We start from the raw sequence: 14,668 nt of genomic DNA on the forward strand, positions 1-14,668 counted from the left end.
CTGACGTGAGCGAGCCTAAGTCGTCGGCGACGCTCCCTTGCACGTGAGCGCGGCATGGATTGCACGACAGACGTCGCCGCGTGGCGGGGCTGTCATGGCTGCGATGTCAGAGCGCCGGGGGAACGGCCGACGCTGCCGCGCCGAAACTCACCCGTACGCGCAGTCCGCGTCCGGTGCGCGCGTCGAGCAGTTCCACGCGCGCACCGTGCGCCTGTGCGATGTTGCGTACGATGGCCAGGCCCAAACCGCTACCCTCCACGCGCGGCGGGGTAACAACGGCGGGGTTCGTCGCGTCGTTCGCGTCGGATGGCTGCGCCCCACTCGCCGGGGCGGCCTCCTGTGCCGACGCCGCCCCGCCCCGGAAGAACCGGTCGAAAACCCGCTCTCGTTCCGACGGCGCGATGCCCGGACCGTTATCCTCGATTTCGACGACGGTCCCCGCGCCAGGCGCGGCGGACACCAGCCGTACATCGACGTGGCCGCCGCGCGGTGTGTATTTCAACGCGTTGTCGACGAGATTGCCGAAAAGCGTCTGCAAGGCGTCGGCATCGCCACGCACGTGGCTGAGATCCGCCAGCGCCTGCGGGGCATCGAGCCCGAGATCGATTCCCCGTGCAACCGCCAACGCGGCATGACGCGCGACGACATCGCGCAACAGCGGGGCGAGCGGCACGTCGGCGAACGCCGTGGCCGCACGCGCGACATCGGGGGCCTGACGCGCCAACGTGAGCAATTGCGCGACCATGTGCGAGGCGCGTCGCACACCATCGTGCAGATCGCGCATGGCTTCGGCCCGCTCGGCGTCCGTGTTCGCGCGATCGAGCAGTTGGACCTGCAGTTGCAGCGCAGCCAGCGGGGTGCGCAGTTCATGCGCGGCGTCGGCCACGAAGGCCTTCTGCTGCCTCAGCGCGTCGTCGAGTCGGCCAAGCAGGCTGTTGAGCGCTTGCACCAGCGGACGCACCTCGTCCGGCAATCCGGTCTCGGGCAACGCGTCGAGTGCACCGGGGGCGCGGGCGTCGAGCGCTTTCGCCACCCGGCGCAACGGCTTGAGGCCGCGCCCGACGACCAGCCACACGAGCAACCCGAGCAACGGCATCGCGACCACCAGCGGCAACAGGGTGCGCAGCGCCATCGACACGGCGAGCGAGTCGCGAATGACCATCGGTTGGGCCAGTTGCACCACGTTGTCGCCGACCAGCGCCGAATACACGCGCCAGTCGCCCTTGGGCGTCTGCACGGTCGTGAAGCCGAGTTCGGCCCGGCGCGGCAACGGCGTGCGCGGATGCGAGTAATACAGCTCGATGCCGTTGCGACTCCAGATCTGGATCACGAGGCCATCCGAGCCATTGTTCTCGCCCGGCACGCTGGAGAAAGGCTCGGCGGGCAGCGACAGCGCCATTTGCTGCAGCTGGAAATCGAACAGCGCATTGGCTTCGGTACGCGCCTGCCGAAAAATCGCGATGCCCGCGAGCACCAGCGCGATCGACAACGTGACGAGCAGCCCGGCCAGCAGGCGTCGGCGAATGGAGCGCATCAGTCCGCCTCCGCATTCGACGCGCCGGCAGCGGACGCGTCGGGCATCATGTAGCCGACGCCGCGGACCGTGCGAATGGCATCGGCGCCCAGCTTCTTGCGCAGTCCATGGATATGCACTTCGACCGCATTGCTTGCCACTTCTTCTCCCCATCCGTAAATGCGCTCTTCGAGCTGCCCCTTCGACAACACCGCGCCCGGCCGATTGAGCAATGCTTCGAGCACGGCGTATTCGCGTGCGGAGAGCACGACGGGCACGCCCGCGCAGGTCACCTGGCGGGTCGCCGGATCGAGCACGATGGCACCATGGCGCAGCAGCGGCTCGCTGCGCCCCGCCTGACGCCGTACCAGCGCGCGCAGGCGCGCCGCGAGTTCGTCGAGATCGAAAGGCTTGACGAGATAATCGTCCGCGCCGGCATCGAGCCCCTTCACCCGGTCGGCCACGGCATCGCGCGCCGTGGCGATGAGCACCGGCAGCGTCTGGCCACGCGCGCGCAAGGTGCGCAGCACGTCGATGCCGTCGCGACGCGGCAAGCCGAGATCGAGCAGCAGCGCGTCGTACGCTTCGATCGAGAGCGCGTCGAGTGCGCGCTGTCCGTCGCCGACGTGATCGACCGTCCAGCCGTCCTGCCGCAGTCCTTTCGCCACGGCAGCGGCAATCATCGTATCGTCTTCCACCAACAGGATTCGCATGGGTCGGGCACCGGTAGCGTCTGTCGTCCGCACTCTGAAGGCCTGTCGGATCCGGGTAATACGCGGTCATCGCCGCCCCGCCGATTGTTGCCTATGCGTGACACTCAAGGGATTTCGACTCATTGTAGCGACAGTTCGTTGCATGACCGTCTTACAATGGCACGCATGGCGCCGTGCATGTCAGACGCACATCGCGGCGCAGTGACTCACCTCATCGCTTCGCCGCTGCGTCCGCACTGTGCCGTCCGCGCCTGCCGCCCCACCCTGTGCGGCGGCCCGGACTCCGTGTGGCGAGACGCAGCACGCACCATTGGAGAATTTCGCCCGCCATGCGCGCCCCACGCTTGCACAGCCGCCCCCTCTTCGCGTTGCTCGCGCCCAATGCATCCGATGCCCCCCATGCACTCCATGCGTCCAGCCCGTGCGCGCTCGAGATGCTTCGCAGTGGGACGTCCGTGCGTCAGACGCACACGCTTCGCGAGGCGAGCACGGCCCGCGATACGGCTCGAGGCGATCGCAGCGCTCGCATGAGCGGCACCGGCCGCACCGCGCTGGCGATCGCGCTGCTGCTCGCGACGAGTGCGGTCATTGCAAACGCGCCCGCGTACGCAAAACCGCTCAAGCACGCGAAGCTGCCCAAGGTGCCTGCCGCCGCCGCGCACGCAACGCCGCTGCCGCCCGAACTGGCACGCGCGCTCGCAGCGAGCAAGGTGCCCGCCGCAAACGTGAGCGTCATCGTCGCGAAGGTCGACAATCCGCTACAAACGCGAGGCCGCATTGCGCCCCCCCTGCTCGCCATGAACCCCGGCGTGCCGCGCAACCCGGCCTCGACGATGAAGCTCGTCACCACCATTGCCGCGCTCGATACCCTGGGCCCGGACTATCGCTGGCGCACGCAGGCCTTCACCGACGGCACGTCGGACGGACGCACGCTCGACGGCAACCTGTATTTCAAGGGCACGGGCGATCCGAAGCTCGTGCCCGAAGAGATGGAAAAGTTCGTGGCCGAGCTGCGCAACGCCGGCGTGACGAACATCAATGGCGATATCGTGCTCGACCGCTCAGCCTACAGCTCGGACATCGGTGCAACGGGCGCGATCGACGGCGGCGACGACCGCCCCTACAACGTCGCTCCCGATCCGCTGCTGTATTCGTTCAAGGCGATGTCGTTCAGCTTCGCCCGCAACGCAAACGGCACGGTCGACGTGAACGTGCTGCCGCCGCTGGCGAATCTGCAGGTGGCGAACGATATGGCGTCGACACCGGCAGGCAATTGCGGCGATTGGCTCACGCGCATCCACCCGTCACTCAGCACGACCGCGGACGGCGCCTACGTGGCGCGCTTCTCCGGCAATTATCCGGCGTCTTGCGAGGACAAGGGCTGGAACGTGGCGGCGCCCGATCGCGACCGCTTCTTCCTCGGCGGCTTTCGCGCGCTGTGGCAGGCATCAGGCGGGCAGTTCAACGGCAATGTGCGCACCGGCACCGTGCCCCCGGGCGCCCGTTTGCTCGTCACGCACCGAGGCCAGACCCTGGCTGAAGTCGTGCACGACATGAACAAGTTCAGCAATAACGTGATGGCGCGCCAGTTGTTCCTCACGCTCGGCCTTGCCGCCGACAACTACAAACACCCCGCGAGCATCGCCCGCTCGCGCGACGCCCTCGATCGCTGGCTCGACAAGAACGATTTCGCCATGCCCGGACTCGTCATCGAGAACGGCTCGGGCCTGTCGCGCATCGAGCGCATCAGCGCGTCCGAACTCGCGACACTGCTGCAACACGGCATCAACAGCCCGACCGCGCAAGTGCTTGTCGAGTCGATGCCGACCGTCGGGGTGGACGGCACCATGCGCAACCGGCTCGCGAATCGCGACGTGGCCGGCAACGCCCACATCAAGACCGGCACGCTCGACGACGTGACTGCCGTGGCCGGTTACGTCGGCACGCGCTCGGGCAATACCTACGTCGTCGTGTCGCTCGTCAACGACCCGCGCGCGAGCAACGCACGCGGCTTCAACGACGCCCTCATCTCCTGGGTGTACGAGCACGCGCCCTGAGCATGCGGACGCCGAGCGAGCGCCCCGCGCACGCCACATTTGACGTTTCCCTCTAACGCGCGCGTTCTCCGGGCGCATTCGCGTCAGAATAGACGTTCCATCGGTGCCACCTTCGCCAGGGAATCACGACAAGCGAGACGCAAGGGGCGCCGGTTCAGATGACCCAATCGTGAGGAGACGCGAGGTCATGAACGTCGAGTTGATTCTGCTGGCGCTCGCCCCGGTATTCGTGCTGTGCATCGGCATCGAAGCGTGGTACTGGCGCCGACGCCCCGGCATGTACAGCCTGAAGGACACCGTGAGCAACGCCACGCTTGCGCTCATGCATCAGGGCGCCGACAAGCTGGCGTGGTTGCTGGTCGTGCCTTTCTATGCGTGGCTTTACGATCATCACCGCCTCTACACGATGCCCGCCGGCTGGCTCGGCTTCCTGCTGCTCTTCGTCGTGCAGGACTTTCTGTACTACGTGTTCCATCGCGCCAGCCATCGCATTCGCTGGCTGTGGGCCGCGCACGTGGTGCATCACTCGTCCGAACGGCTCAATCTGTCGACGGCGTTCCGGCAAAGCCTGATGTACCCGGTGGCGGGCATGTGGCTGTTCTGGACGCCCATGGCACTCATCGGCTTCACACCGACGCAGATCGTCGGCGTCGTGCTGCTCAATCTCGCGTTCCAGTTCTTCGTCCACACGCAGGCGATCCCGAAGCTGGGGTGGCTCGAGTACGTACTCAATACGCCGTCGATCCATCGCGCTCACCACGCGCGCAATCCGCGTTACATCGACCGCAACTACGCGGGTGTGCTCGTCATCTGGGACCGGATGTTCGGCTCGTACGTCCCGGAGAGCGAGGCCGAGCCCTGTGAGTATGGGATCGTCGACCCGATTCACACGCACAACCCGATCACGCTCACTTTTCACGAGTGGCACACGATGGCGCGCGATGTCGTCACGATGCCCGGCTGGCGCAACAAGGCCATGGCGCTTTTCGGCCCCCCCGAGTGGCGTCACGCCTGGCAAGCGGCGCATGGGCCGAGTGCCCCGCCCGACGCTCGAGGGCTTGCGGATATCGCAGCGGTGGGAGGCCTGGGAAAACTCGGTGAAATGGCTGGAGTGCGTCGGGTGAGCCAGGACAGCGCGGCCGGCGCTTCGCCAGAAGGGCGTTGACGCCCCTGCGACGGCAACGCGGTGCAGGCCGACTTAGGTCGACGCAGGGCGATGTCGTGGCGTGTACTTCGGCTTGGCAGCGGGCACCGCCCTGCAACACGCGGCTCGCGTGTCTCGCGTGCGAGCGATTCCGCGCGATTCGAGTTATGCGCGCTCGAATGCGGCCGCTGCGCGTCCGAGGCGGTCACCCACAGCGGCCCAGGCGGGCGTGTCGGGCAGACGCTCGAACAGGATGTGCGTGACGTCGGCACGATCGAGGCGGCGCAGCATGGCGTACAGATCGGTGGCCAGCGCCGCAGGCGTTGTGGGCAGCGCGATCCGCACGACGTCCTTCGATGCGATCACGTCGGCGGGCAGTGCGCCGAGTGTGGGCGCGAACGCCACCACGGCCACCCGCTCACCTTGCGGACGCACCGCCAGCGCCGGCGCGAACTGGGCCGCGTCGCACAGATAGAGCGGCGTGCGTGGCGCGTAATGCGCCTTGAGGGTGCCCGACGCGCGCGGTGCGTCGACATCGTGCCCCGGCAGACGCGGCATCTCGCCCAGCACTTCGGCGATTTGCTCCGGCGTGATGTGTCCGGGACGCAGCAATGCCGGAAATCCGCGCGACAGGTCCACGATGGTCGATTCGATCCCGACGGCCGCCTCGCCACCGTCGAGCACATGGACGGTCACGCCCGGCAATCCGGCGAATTCGTCGCGCACGTGTTGCGCAGCGGTCGGGCTGACCTGCCCGAAGCGATTGGCCGACGGGGCCGCCACGCCGCCCTGCCCGCCCTTGATCCGCTCGAATGCACGTAGCAGTGCCTGGGCCACGGGGTGCGACGGGCAACGCAGTCCCACCGAATCCTGGCCGCCGGAGACGGCGTCGGGAATGTGCGGCGCGCGCTTGAGAATCAGGGTGAGCGGCCCCGGCCAGAACGCATCCATCAGCTTGCGTGCCGCAGGCGTGACGTCGTCGCTCCAGTAGCCCGGATCGCCGTCTGGCGAAAAGTGCACGATGACGGGATGATTGGCCGGCCGGCCCTTCGCGGCATAGATCGCCGCCACCGCCGCCGGATTCTCCGCGTCACCGCCCAGGCCGTAGACCGTCTCCGTCGGGAACGCGACCAGCTCGCCGGCGGCGAGTTGTTCGGCCGCCCGCTCGATGGCGTCGTCCGACGGCATGACGATGCGCGGCGCTTGCGGCGGCGAAGCGGTCGTCATGGCTCAGTCTTCCAGCGCGATGTTCAGGCTCGCCGCGGCCATCCTGCACGCCGCGCGCGCCTCGTCCAGCGAGGCGCCGGCAAACGTGATGTGCCCCATCTTGCGGCCCACGCGCGCGTCTTCCTTGCCGTACAGATGCAGGCGTGCCGACGGCAACGCCACCACGTCGTGCCAAGCGGGCGTACGCGGCTGATCCTTGGCGTCGCCGGTGAACCACACGTCGCCGAGCACATTGAGCATCACGGCCGGCGAATGCTGACGCGTCTCGCCGAGCGGCAGGCCGGCCATCGCGCGCACCTGCTGCTCGAACTGGCTCGCGGCGCAGGCGTCGATCGTGTAGTGACCGCTGTTGTGCGGGCGCGGCGCCATTTCGTTGGCCACGAGCGAACCGTCCTGGAGAATGAAGAACTCGACGCACAGCACGCCCACATAGTCCATCTGCGACGCGATCGTGGCCGCGGCCGCACGCGCCGCGTCGGCCAGCGCCGGGGCGGCGTCGGGCGCCGGCACCGTCGTGGTCGCGAGGATGCCGTCGATGTGCACGTTCTGGGCGAGCGGATAGGTGGCCACCGTACCGTCGGCGCCACGCGCGCTCAGCACCGACACTTCGAAGGCCAGCGCCAGGCGCTTTTCCAGCACGCACGGCACGCCGCCCAGCGCGGCGTAGGCGTCGCGCGCTTCGGCAGGCGTATTCACGCGCACCTGGCCCTTGCCGTCGTAACCCATGCGAGCCGTCTTCAGAATACCGGGCAGCACGCTCGAAATGGCGGCGTCGCCAATGGCGGCGAGTGCGTCGTTCGATTCGATGACGAGATGCGGGGCCACCGGCACACCGCAACGCTCGATGAAACGCTTCTCCGCGACACGGTCCTGCGCGATCGCCACGCAGCGCCCGGCAGGGCTCACCGTCGTGGTTTGCGCGAGGTAGTCGAGCGACTGCGACGGCACGTTCTCGAACTCGGTCGAGACGGCCGGACACAGCGCGGCAAGTTCGGCCAGCGCCGCCTCGTCGCGATAGTCGGCAACGATCAGGCGGTCGGCCACGGCGCCGGCCGGGCAACGCGGGTCCGGATCGAGCACGCAGACCTTGTAGCCCATCGACTGAGCGGCGAAACAGAACATGCGGCCGAGTTGGCCGCCGCCCAGCATGCCCAGCCATTGGCCGGGAAGGATGGGCGCAGCGGAGGCAGAATTCATCTTGAGTGAGGCGCTGACAGTAGCGGGGACGATCTTTTCTTTTACAGTGCCGGCAGCGTCATGCCGCGCGCCGCTTCGGTCTGCTTCGCGCGAAACGCGTCGAGCTTGTCCGAAAGCGCCTTGTCGTCGGCCGCGAGCATCGAGACCGCGAACAAGGCGGCGTTGGCCGCGCCCGCCTCGCCAATGGCGAAGGTCGCGACCGGCACGCCCTTGGGCATCTGGACGATCGAGAGCAGCGAATCCTCGCCGCGCAGGTATTTGCTCGGCACAGGCACGCCGAGCACCGGCACCGTCGTCTTGGCGGCGATCATGCCCGGCAGGTGGGCCGCACCGCCCGCGCCGGCGATGATCGCGACGAGGCCGCGCTCGCGCGCCGCTTCGGCGTAGCGGAACATGTCGTCGGGCATGCGGTGCGCCGAGACGACCTGTGCCTCATACGGCACGCCGAACTCGGCCAGGATGGCGGCCGCGTGCTTCATCACTTCCCAGTCCGAGTTGGACCCCATCACCACGCCCACGCGCGGGGCCAAGGCTTGTTTCTCGCTCATCTTGCCGATGCTCCGCTCAGGCCAGTTGCTGGCCGGTCAGACGCTCGAGCGCCTCGCGGTACTTGGCGGCCGTCTTCTGCACGACCTCGTCGGGCAGCTTCGGCGCCGGCGGCGTCTTGCCCCACGGCTGCGTTTCGAGCCAGTCACGCACGAACTGCTTGTCGAACGACGGCGGATTGCTGCCCACGGCGTACGAATCGGCCGGCCAGAAGCGCGACGAATCGGCCGTCAGCGCTTCGTCCATCAAATGCAGCTTGCCTTCATCGTCCAGGCCGAATTCGAATTTCGTATCGGCGATGATGATGCCACGCGTGGCCGCGTAGGCCGCCGCTTCCTTGTACAGGCGGATCGAGATGTCACGGATCTGCTCGGCCAGCTCACGGCCCACACGACCGATCATGTCGTCGAAGCTGATGTTCTCGTCGTGCTCGCCCAGTTCGGCCTTGGCGGCCGGGGTGAAGATCGGCTCGGGCAGTTGCTGCGCGTTCTGCAGGCCGGCCGGCAGTTTCACGCCGCACACGGCCCCCGTGGCCTGGTAGTCCTTCCAGCCGCTGCCGGCCAGATAGCCACGCACCACGGCTTCCACGAGAATCGGCTTCAGGCGCTTGACGACCACCGCGCGGCCGGCAACCTGTGCAACTTCGTCGGCGGCGACGACCGACTCGGGCGCCACGCCCGTGAGGTGGTTCGGCACCACATGCGAGAGCTTGTCGAACCAAAAGTTTGCCATCTGGTTGAGCACGCGGCCCTTGCCCGGAATCGGCTCGCCCATGATCACGTCGAACGCCGAGAGGCGGTCCGTCGTCACGATCAGCAGCTTGTCGTCGCCAACGGCGTAGTTGTCGCGCACTTTGCCGCGTGAGAGCAGCGGCAGGCTCTTGAGGGAGGATTCGTACAGGGCGTTCAGGGCGGGGGTAGTCACGGCGGGACCCAATATCAGGAAGGGCAAAGGCGTAATTATACGCGCGTTGGGGGCCGTTTCACGAAGATGTCGGCCCGGCGGGACGCCGGGCAGGGTTCAGGGTGCGAGACCGCCCCTGAAACCCGAAAAGATCAGACGGACGACGGCAGGAACTGCGGCGCGAGCCGCGCCCTCTCCGACGCCTGGACGAGCAGCGCGATGACGGGCACGCGCGAGATCGGATTCGTCATGCCTTCGGCCCGCCCCGTCCGCTTGCACTGCCGATACCAATCCGCCACCGACGCGACGTCGTAGTATTTGTTGTCGCAGACGAGGTCGCGGTCATCGAGCGAGACCAGGCGCACGGCGTTCGGATCCTCCGGATCGATGGGCTGCAGCGAGATCCGGTCGAGATGCCGCTCGACGTAGCCAGGCGTGAGGAATCTGAGCACGCCGCTCACGCGCATCTCCCCGCCAAGCCACAGAAGCGCCGTGCCGATAGGCAGACCCGCCGAAGCCAGCAACGGCGCGACGTGTTCAAAATGCGCCTCGAAAATGTCTGCCACTTTGCAGCGCCCCTCGCGGCTGCGCCAGGTAACGTCGGCGTTCGGCTTGGCAATGAGCGTCTCGAGACGCTGCATGAGCAGGTATACCTTGCGCTCCTGGGCCTCGTCTCCCCTGCCCGGCCTGCGCAGCATGGCGATGAGCGCGGCCAGTTCGGCAATGTTGTCGAAGCTGTCCGAGGCGGCGTCGATGTGACGCGCGCTTTCTTCCGAGCGTTGCGCGACGACCGCGTCGGAGATCGCAGCCCGGAGCGCGGCGTCCCCGTTCGTGAGCTGCAATGCGGCGCTGGCGATGACCGCGCTGGGACGCGCAATGCCGTTCGTCGAGCAGACGAGCGCGATCTTGCCGGGATTCTGACGCATGAATTCGGCCACGCCGCGCCCGGCCTCCCACAGGGTGCGGCCCGAGATCACCGTATTGTGGTGCGTCATGCCCTCGAACTCCATGAATTTCACGTGAGACAGTCCGCCCGCCAGACTGGCGGGCCTCGCGCCGGACGATGACGATGATGGCGCCGCCGCTCCGGTCCCGGCCAGATCGCTTCTGCGCTGAATCCGGGCGATGTAGGCGCCGATGGGCTTCTCCTGATAGCCCGAACGGCGATCGGATTTTCCGGCCTCTCCGAGGGCGCCCGGTAGCAAATCGGCAGGTGGCATCCAGGGCTCGACGGAGAACACCGCACCGATCTGGGTGTGCGCCTTGAGGATGGCCGTGAGCGCGCCCGCCTCCCGCGACGCGGCCGTCGGGCCGACGATGAACCGGAATCCGCCCAGTTCGATCAGGCCATAGCGCGTGCATCTGCCGTCGATGTTGATGAGCCTGGCCGTGTTGACCTTGTAGAAGTCGGCCCAACCCTGCGCATCGGCTGGCCCCGCCCAGTCGGGCGCGGGATCATACTGCCCCCAAAGCCGGATCGGGTTGGGGATCTCGCTCGATGCGCCCGCCTCGCCGCACGCCTTCGCCGGGGCCCGCGCGGCGCACGCGGGCAGCCGCGTGGGCTTTCGCACCCGCGCGTAAATGGGCGATTGCGACGTACCGGGCTCGCCCGAGTCCGGCAGCACGTGCCCGGCGCGCGTCATTTCCCGCGCCATGCGGGAGGAAGCCACCGGGGACGGCGACGAGTCGCCGGACTGCGACAGTCCGAGACACCGGGTGAAAGTCGTGGGCAAGCATTTCAAGGGCATCGATACCTCCGGATGGCCCGCCGCGCGGCGGGCAGGTGAAAAAAGGAGGCTTCGGAGACTGCCATGACAAGCCGCCCCGGACTTCCGGAATACGGGCGCCGTTGTGGCTTTGCATCGTGACACCGACCCGTCGAAAACTCGCACGGGACGGGACTCCCCTACCCTCGAGCCGGCCGGATGTTGCATAGAATGAAAGCACTCACCCGCGGCCATCTGCCGGAAAACGGCGAAAGGGGTTGCCATGACGACTGGATCGAATCCCGGCACTGTCCGGCGATCGTGCGCCCTGTGCGCCCTATGCGCCCCGACGTTCGCCGCCCTGCTGACGCTGGCCGGCCTTCCCGCCACGGCACAACCTGCGGCGGCGCCCGCCGCATCGCCACACGCACCGGTCCATCGGCCGGGCGGAACTCACGCCAGTGGCGCCAACAAGGGCACCGCGCCGGCCGGCGCGACATCGGCCTCGGCCGCCGACGACCGGCCCGCACTGCCGAGACTCGTCGCCATCGCCACGCCGGAGAGCGACGACGACATCGCGCGCTTCGCCCTTTACGCCGCGCGCGACATCGAACAATTGGGGTTGCAGTTTCCGGCCCGGAACGGGCCCTTGGGGCAGGATGTCGACGTCGTCATCACGATGAGCCTGCGCGAGAGCGCGACCACACGCATGCGCGAGTTCTCACGCCAGCACATGAACGAGCCGATGACGTTGATCGTCGACGGCGTGGAAATGCTCACCGCCACGATCCGCTCGGAACTGGGCGGCAAGTTCCAGTTGCAGATGCCCAAAGAAAAGGCCCGGCTTCTGTTCCAGCATGTGCTGGCGAGAGCCGGGCCTGCGACCTGACGTTGCGGTGCGTCGTGTGACGACCTGAATTACTTCACGATCTGGGCGAGATCGCCGCTCTTGTACTTCTCGGCCATCTTTTCGAGCGCGATCGGCTTGATCTTGCCGGCCTGACCTTCGCAGCCGAACGACAGGTAGCGCGCCTTGCACACCAGCTTCGCGGCTTCGCGCGCCGGCTTGAGGTAATCGCGCGGATCGAACTTGCTCGGGTTCTCGAACAGGTAACGGCGGATCGCGCCCGTCATGGCCAGGCGAATGTCGGTGTCGATGTTGATCTTGCGCACGCCGTGCTTGATGCCTTCGACGATCTCTTCGACCGGCACGCCGTACGTTTCCTTCATGTCGCCGCCGAATTCACGGATCTCGGCGAGCAGCTCCTGCGGCACCGACGACGAACCGTGCATCACCAGGTGCGTGTTCGGAATGCGGCGGTGGATTTCCTTGATGCGGTCGATGGCGAGAATGTCGCCGGTCGGCTTGCGGCTGAACTTGTAGGCGCCGTGCGAGGTGCCGATGGCGATGGCCAGCGCGTCGCATTGCGTCTGATGCACGAAGTCGGCGGCCTGATCCGGGTCGGTCAGCAGTTGCTCGCGCGTCATCGTGCCGTCGGCGCCGTGACCGTCTTCCTTGTCGCCCTTCATCGTCTCGAGCGAACCCAGCACGCCCAGCTCGGCTTCCACCGTCACGCCGATGTAGTGCGAGAACTCCACGACCTTCTTCGACACTTCGACGTTGTACTCGTAGCTGGCCACCGACTTGCCGTCGGCTTCGAGCGAGCCGTCCATCATCACGCTCGAGAAACCGCTCTTGATCGCGGCCATGCACACTGCCGGCGACTGGCCGTGATCCTGGTGCATCACCACCGGGATATGCGGATAGGCTTCCACGGCCGCCGAGATCAGGTGACGCAGGAACGCCTCACCGGCGTACTTACGGGCACCGGCCGAGGCCTGCATGATGACCGGCGCGCCGACTTCGTCGGCGGCGGCCATGATCGCGGAAACCTGCTCGAGATTGTTGACGTTGAAGGCCGGCAGACCGTAGCCGTTTTCGGCGGCGTGGTCCAGCAGCTGTCGCATAGAGACTAGGGGCATGATGTTCTCCTTGGAATCACAAAACTAAGCAAATCTTTCTTCGATCCAGAGGCGCCCCCATGACGACGGCTCGCGGGCGGCAGCGTGGCGTAATCGCCTCGCCGCGCCCGGCGCGGCCCAAATCGTCATGCGTGGCCCACCTGGACAATCTTCAACGTATTGGTGCCGCCGGGTTGTCCCATCGGCTCGCCCACCGTCAACACGATCGTGTCGCCGCGCTTGACCACCCCGCTCGAGAGCAGCAGTTGCTCCGCCTGCTTGAGCGCTTGATCGCGGTCGAGCGTCGCATCGGCGCGCATCGCATAGACATTGCGATACAGCGCCATCTTGCGGTGACTGCCGAGCTGCGAGGTCAGCGCGAAAATCGGCACGTGAATCTTGTGACGGGACAGCCACAACGCGGTCGCGCCCGATTCGGTCAGCGCCACGATCGCTTTCGCGCCAAGATGATACGCGGTAAACAGTGCGCCAGCGGCAATCGTCTGGTCGATGCGCGTAAAAGTTTGGTCCAGCCAGTCGCGATCGAGTTCCACCGTCTCCGAACGCTCCGCCTCGACGCAGATCGTCGCCATCGTCTCGATGGTCTCGACCGGATACTTGCCTGCCGCGCTCTCGGCCGAGAGCATTACCGCGTCGGTCCCGTCGAGCACGGCATTGGCCACGTCCGACACCTCGGCGCGCGTCGGCACCGGGTTGTGGATCATCGACTCCATCATCTGCGTGGCCGTGATGGTCGTCTTGTTCATCTCACGCGCCATGCGGATCATGCGCTTCTGAAGCGCCGGCACCGCCGCATTGCCGACTTCGATGGCCAGGTCGCCGCGTGCGACCATGATGCAGTCCGAGGCCGCCAGGATCTCTTCGAGCGCCGGAATCGCTTCGGCGCGCTCGATCTTGGCGATCATGAGCGGCTTGATGCCATACGGCTCGCCCGCCACGTTCGCCAGGCGCCGCGCCATTTCCATGTCCGTGGCGTTCTTCGGGAAGGAGACCGCGACGTAATCGGCGCCCAGCGCCATCGCGGTCTTGATGTCTTCCATGTCCTTCGCGGTCAGGGCCGGCGCGGTCAACCCGCCGCCCTGGCGGTTGATGCCCTTGTTGTTCGACAGATCGCCGCCGACCTTCACGGTCGTGTGAATCTCGCTGCCGAGCACCCGATCGACGACCAGCACGATGAGACCGTCGTTGAGCAGTAGCACGTCGCCCGTGCTCACGTCGCGCGGCAGTTCCTTGTAGTCCAGGCCGACGCGCTCGTCGTTGCCGAGCTCGCATTCGGCATCCAGAATGAACTTCGCGCCGGCTTCGAGCGTGGTCTTGCCGTTTTCGAACTTGCCGACGCGGATCTTCGGACCCTGCAGATCGGCCATGATGGCCACTTCGCGGCCTGCCGCCTTCGCGGCCGCACGCACCATCTCGGCGCGCTCGATGTGATCCTGCGCCTTGCCGTGCGAGAAATTCAGGCGAACGACGTCGACGCCGGCGGCGATCATGCGCGAGAGCACTTCCGGCGTGCTCGATGCCGGACCGATGGTGGCGACGATCTTGGTGGAGCGGTTCATTACATCCATCTCTTCATCCTCTTTGGTAGCAGCGCGTTCGACATTGCTGGCGCTTAGAGGTTTGTAACGCATTTAGGCCGCCGCAGGTTAACCAAAAAGTTCGTATTGTCCGTACGAAAT

General features: G+C 66.8%; 12 protein-coding genes. 3 read left to right on the forward strand and 9 right to left on the reverse strand.

The features are described from left to right. Positions 1-106: 106 nt before the first annotated feature. Positions 107-1,534 (reverse strand): ATP-binding protein, encoded by a 1,428-nt coding sequence (locus tag PMO31116_RS11170; RefSeq protein ID WP_150566778.1) that lies wholly within the window; start codon positions 1,532-1,534, stop codon positions 107-109. Beyond that, entirely contained in the window at positions 1,534-2,226 is a 693-nt protein-coding gene (locus PMO31116_RS11175; RefSeq protein WP_150566779.1) for a response regulator, read from the reverse strand. The genes PMO31116_RS11170 and PMO31116_RS11175 overlap by 1 nt, the downstream gene beginning before the upstream one ends. A 329-nt stretch (positions 2,227-2,555) precedes the next feature. On the opposite strand from PMO31116_RS11175, the gene dacB reads away from it, so the two are divergent. Both dacB and PMO31116_RS11185 read left to right on the forward strand, forming a co-directional pair. Continuing rightward, the gene (gene dacB / locus PMO31116_RS11180) at positions 2,556-4,283 is read left to right on the forward strand and encodes a D-alanyl-D-alanine carboxypeptidase/D-alanyl-D-alanine endopeptidase (protein WP_343038613.1); all 1,728 of its coding nucleotides are present in this window, start codon (positions 2,556-2,558) and stop codon (positions 4,281-4,283) included. 187 nt (positions 4,284-4,470) lie between these two features. Next, on the forward strand, positions 4,471-5,448 hold the full coding sequence (locus PMO31116_RS11185) for a sterol desaturase family protein (RefSeq protein WP_246185251.1): 978 nt from the start codon (positions 4,471-4,473) through the stop codon (positions 5,446-5,448). Positions 5,449-5,592: 144 nt separating this feature from the next. Here the strand turns inward: PMO31116_RS11185 and PMO31116_RS11190 are convergent, their stop codons facing one another. From PMO31116_RS11190 to PMO31116_RS11210, 5 genes are all read right to left on the reverse strand, one after another. Continuing rightward, complete coding sequence (locus tag PMO31116_RS11190; RefSeq protein ID WP_425494786.1) at positions 5,593-6,654, reverse strand: L-threonylcarbamoyladenylate synthase; 1,062 nt, start codon at positions 6,652-6,654, stop codon at positions 5,593-5,595. A 3-nt stretch (positions 6,655-6,657) separates the two neighbouring features. Then, positions 6,658-7,851 (reverse strand): 5-(carboxyamino)imidazole ribonucleotide synthase, encoded by a 1,194-nt coding sequence (locus PMO31116_RS11195; RefSeq protein ID WP_150566780.1) that lies wholly within the window; start codon positions 7,849-7,851, stop codon positions 6,658-6,660. Positions 7,852-7,892: 41 nt separating this feature from the next. Further along, positions 7,893-8,399 (reverse strand): 5-(carboxyamino)imidazole ribonucleotide mutase, encoded by a 507-nt coding sequence (gene purE / locus PMO31116_RS11200; RefSeq protein ID WP_150566781.1) that lies wholly within the window; start codon positions 8,397-8,399, stop codon positions 7,893-7,895. A 16-nt stretch (positions 8,400-8,415) separates the two neighbouring features. Then, positions 8,416-9,306 (reverse strand): phosphoribosylaminoimidazolesuccinocarboxamide synthase, encoded by an 891-nt coding sequence (locus PMO31116_RS11205; RefSeq protein ID WP_150566837.1) that lies wholly within the window; start codon positions 9,304-9,306, stop codon positions 8,416-8,418. 146 nt (positions 9,307-9,452) lie between these two features. After that, positions 9,453-11,048: a hypothetical protein gene (locus PMO31116_RS11210; protein ID WP_150566782.1), complete on the reverse strand. Its 1,596-nt coding sequence runs from the start codon at positions 11,046-11,048 to the stop codon at positions 9,453-9,455. 241 nt (positions 11,049-11,289) lie between these two features. On the opposite strand from PMO31116_RS11210, the gene PMO31116_RS11215 reads away from it, so the two are divergent. After that, entirely contained in the window at positions 11,290-11,895 is a 606-nt protein-coding gene (locus tag PMO31116_RS11215) for a hypothetical protein (RefSeq protein ID WP_150566783.1), read from the forward strand. A 29-nt stretch (positions 11,896-11,924) separates the two neighbouring features. On the opposite strand, the gene fba is transcribed toward PMO31116_RS11215, so the two are convergent. Both fba and pyk read right to left on the reverse strand, forming a co-directional pair. Continuing rightward, the gene (gene fba, locus PMO31116_RS11220; protein WP_023594887.1) at positions 11,925-12,989 is read right to left on the reverse strand and encodes a class II fructose-bisphosphate aldolase; all 1,065 of its coding nucleotides are present in this window, start codon (positions 12,987-12,989) and stop codon (positions 11,925-11,927) included. Positions 12,990-13,114: 125 nt separating this feature from the next. Beyond that, a complete protein-coding gene (gene pyk / locus PMO31116_RS11225) occupies positions 13,115-14,548 on the reverse strand; it encodes a pyruvate kinase (RefSeq protein WP_150566784.1) in 1,434 nt (477 codons plus the stop codon). Positions 14,549-14,668: the final 120 nt, after the last annotated feature.

It is taken from the genome of Pandoraea morbifera, assembly GCF_902459575.1.
Taxonomy (GTDB): domain Bacteria; phylum Pseudomonadota; class Gammaproteobacteria; order Burkholderiales; family Burkholderiaceae; genus Pandoraea; species Pandoraea morbifera.

Excerpts from the sequence above, each read along its gene's own strand:
- purE (WP_150566781.1), bottom strand. The coding sequence starts at position 8,399 with ATGAGCGAGAAACAAGCCTTGGCCCCGCGCGTGGGCGTGGTGATGGGG.
- PMO31116_RS11190 (WP_425494786.1), bottom strand. The coding sequence starts at position 6,654 with ATGACGACCGCTTCGCCGCCGCAAGCGCCGCGCATCGTCATGCCGTCG.
- fba (WP_023594887.1), bottom strand. The coding sequence starts at position 12,989 with ATGCCCCTAGTCTCTATGCGACAGCTGCTGGACCACGCCGCCGAAAAC.
- PMO31116_RS11195 (WP_150566780.1), bottom strand. The coding sequence starts at position 7,851 with ATGAATTCTGCCTCCGCTGCGCCCATCCTTCCCGGCCAATGGCTGGGC.
- PMO31116_RS11170 (WP_150566778.1), bottom strand. The coding sequence starts at position 1,534 with ATGCGCTCCATTCGCCGACGCCTGCTGGCCGGGCTGCTCGTCACGTTG.
- PMO31116_RS11175 (WP_150566779.1), bottom strand. The coding sequence starts at position 2,226 with ATGCGAATCCTGTTGGTGGAAGACGATACGATGATTGCCGCTGCCGTG.
- pyk (WP_150566784.1), bottom strand. The coding sequence starts at position 14,548 with ATGAACCGCTCCACCAAGATCGTCGCCACCATCGGTCCGGCATCGAGC.
- dacB (WP_343038613.1), top strand. The coding sequence starts at position 2,556 with ATGCGCGCCCCACGCTTGCACAGCCGCCCCCTCTTCGCGTTGCTCGCG.
- PMO31116_RS11215 (WP_150566783.1), top strand. The coding sequence starts at position 11,290 with ATGACGACTGGATCGAATCCCGGCACTGTCCGGCGATCGTGCGCCCTG.
- PMO31116_RS11210 (WP_150566782.1), bottom strand. The coding sequence starts at position 11,048 with ATGCCCTTGAAATGCTTGCCCACGACTTTCACCCGGTGTCTCGGACTG.
- PMO31116_RS11185 (WP_246185251.1), top strand. The coding sequence starts at position 4,471 with ATGAACGTCGAGTTGATTCTGCTGGCGCTCGCCCCGGTATTCGTGCTG.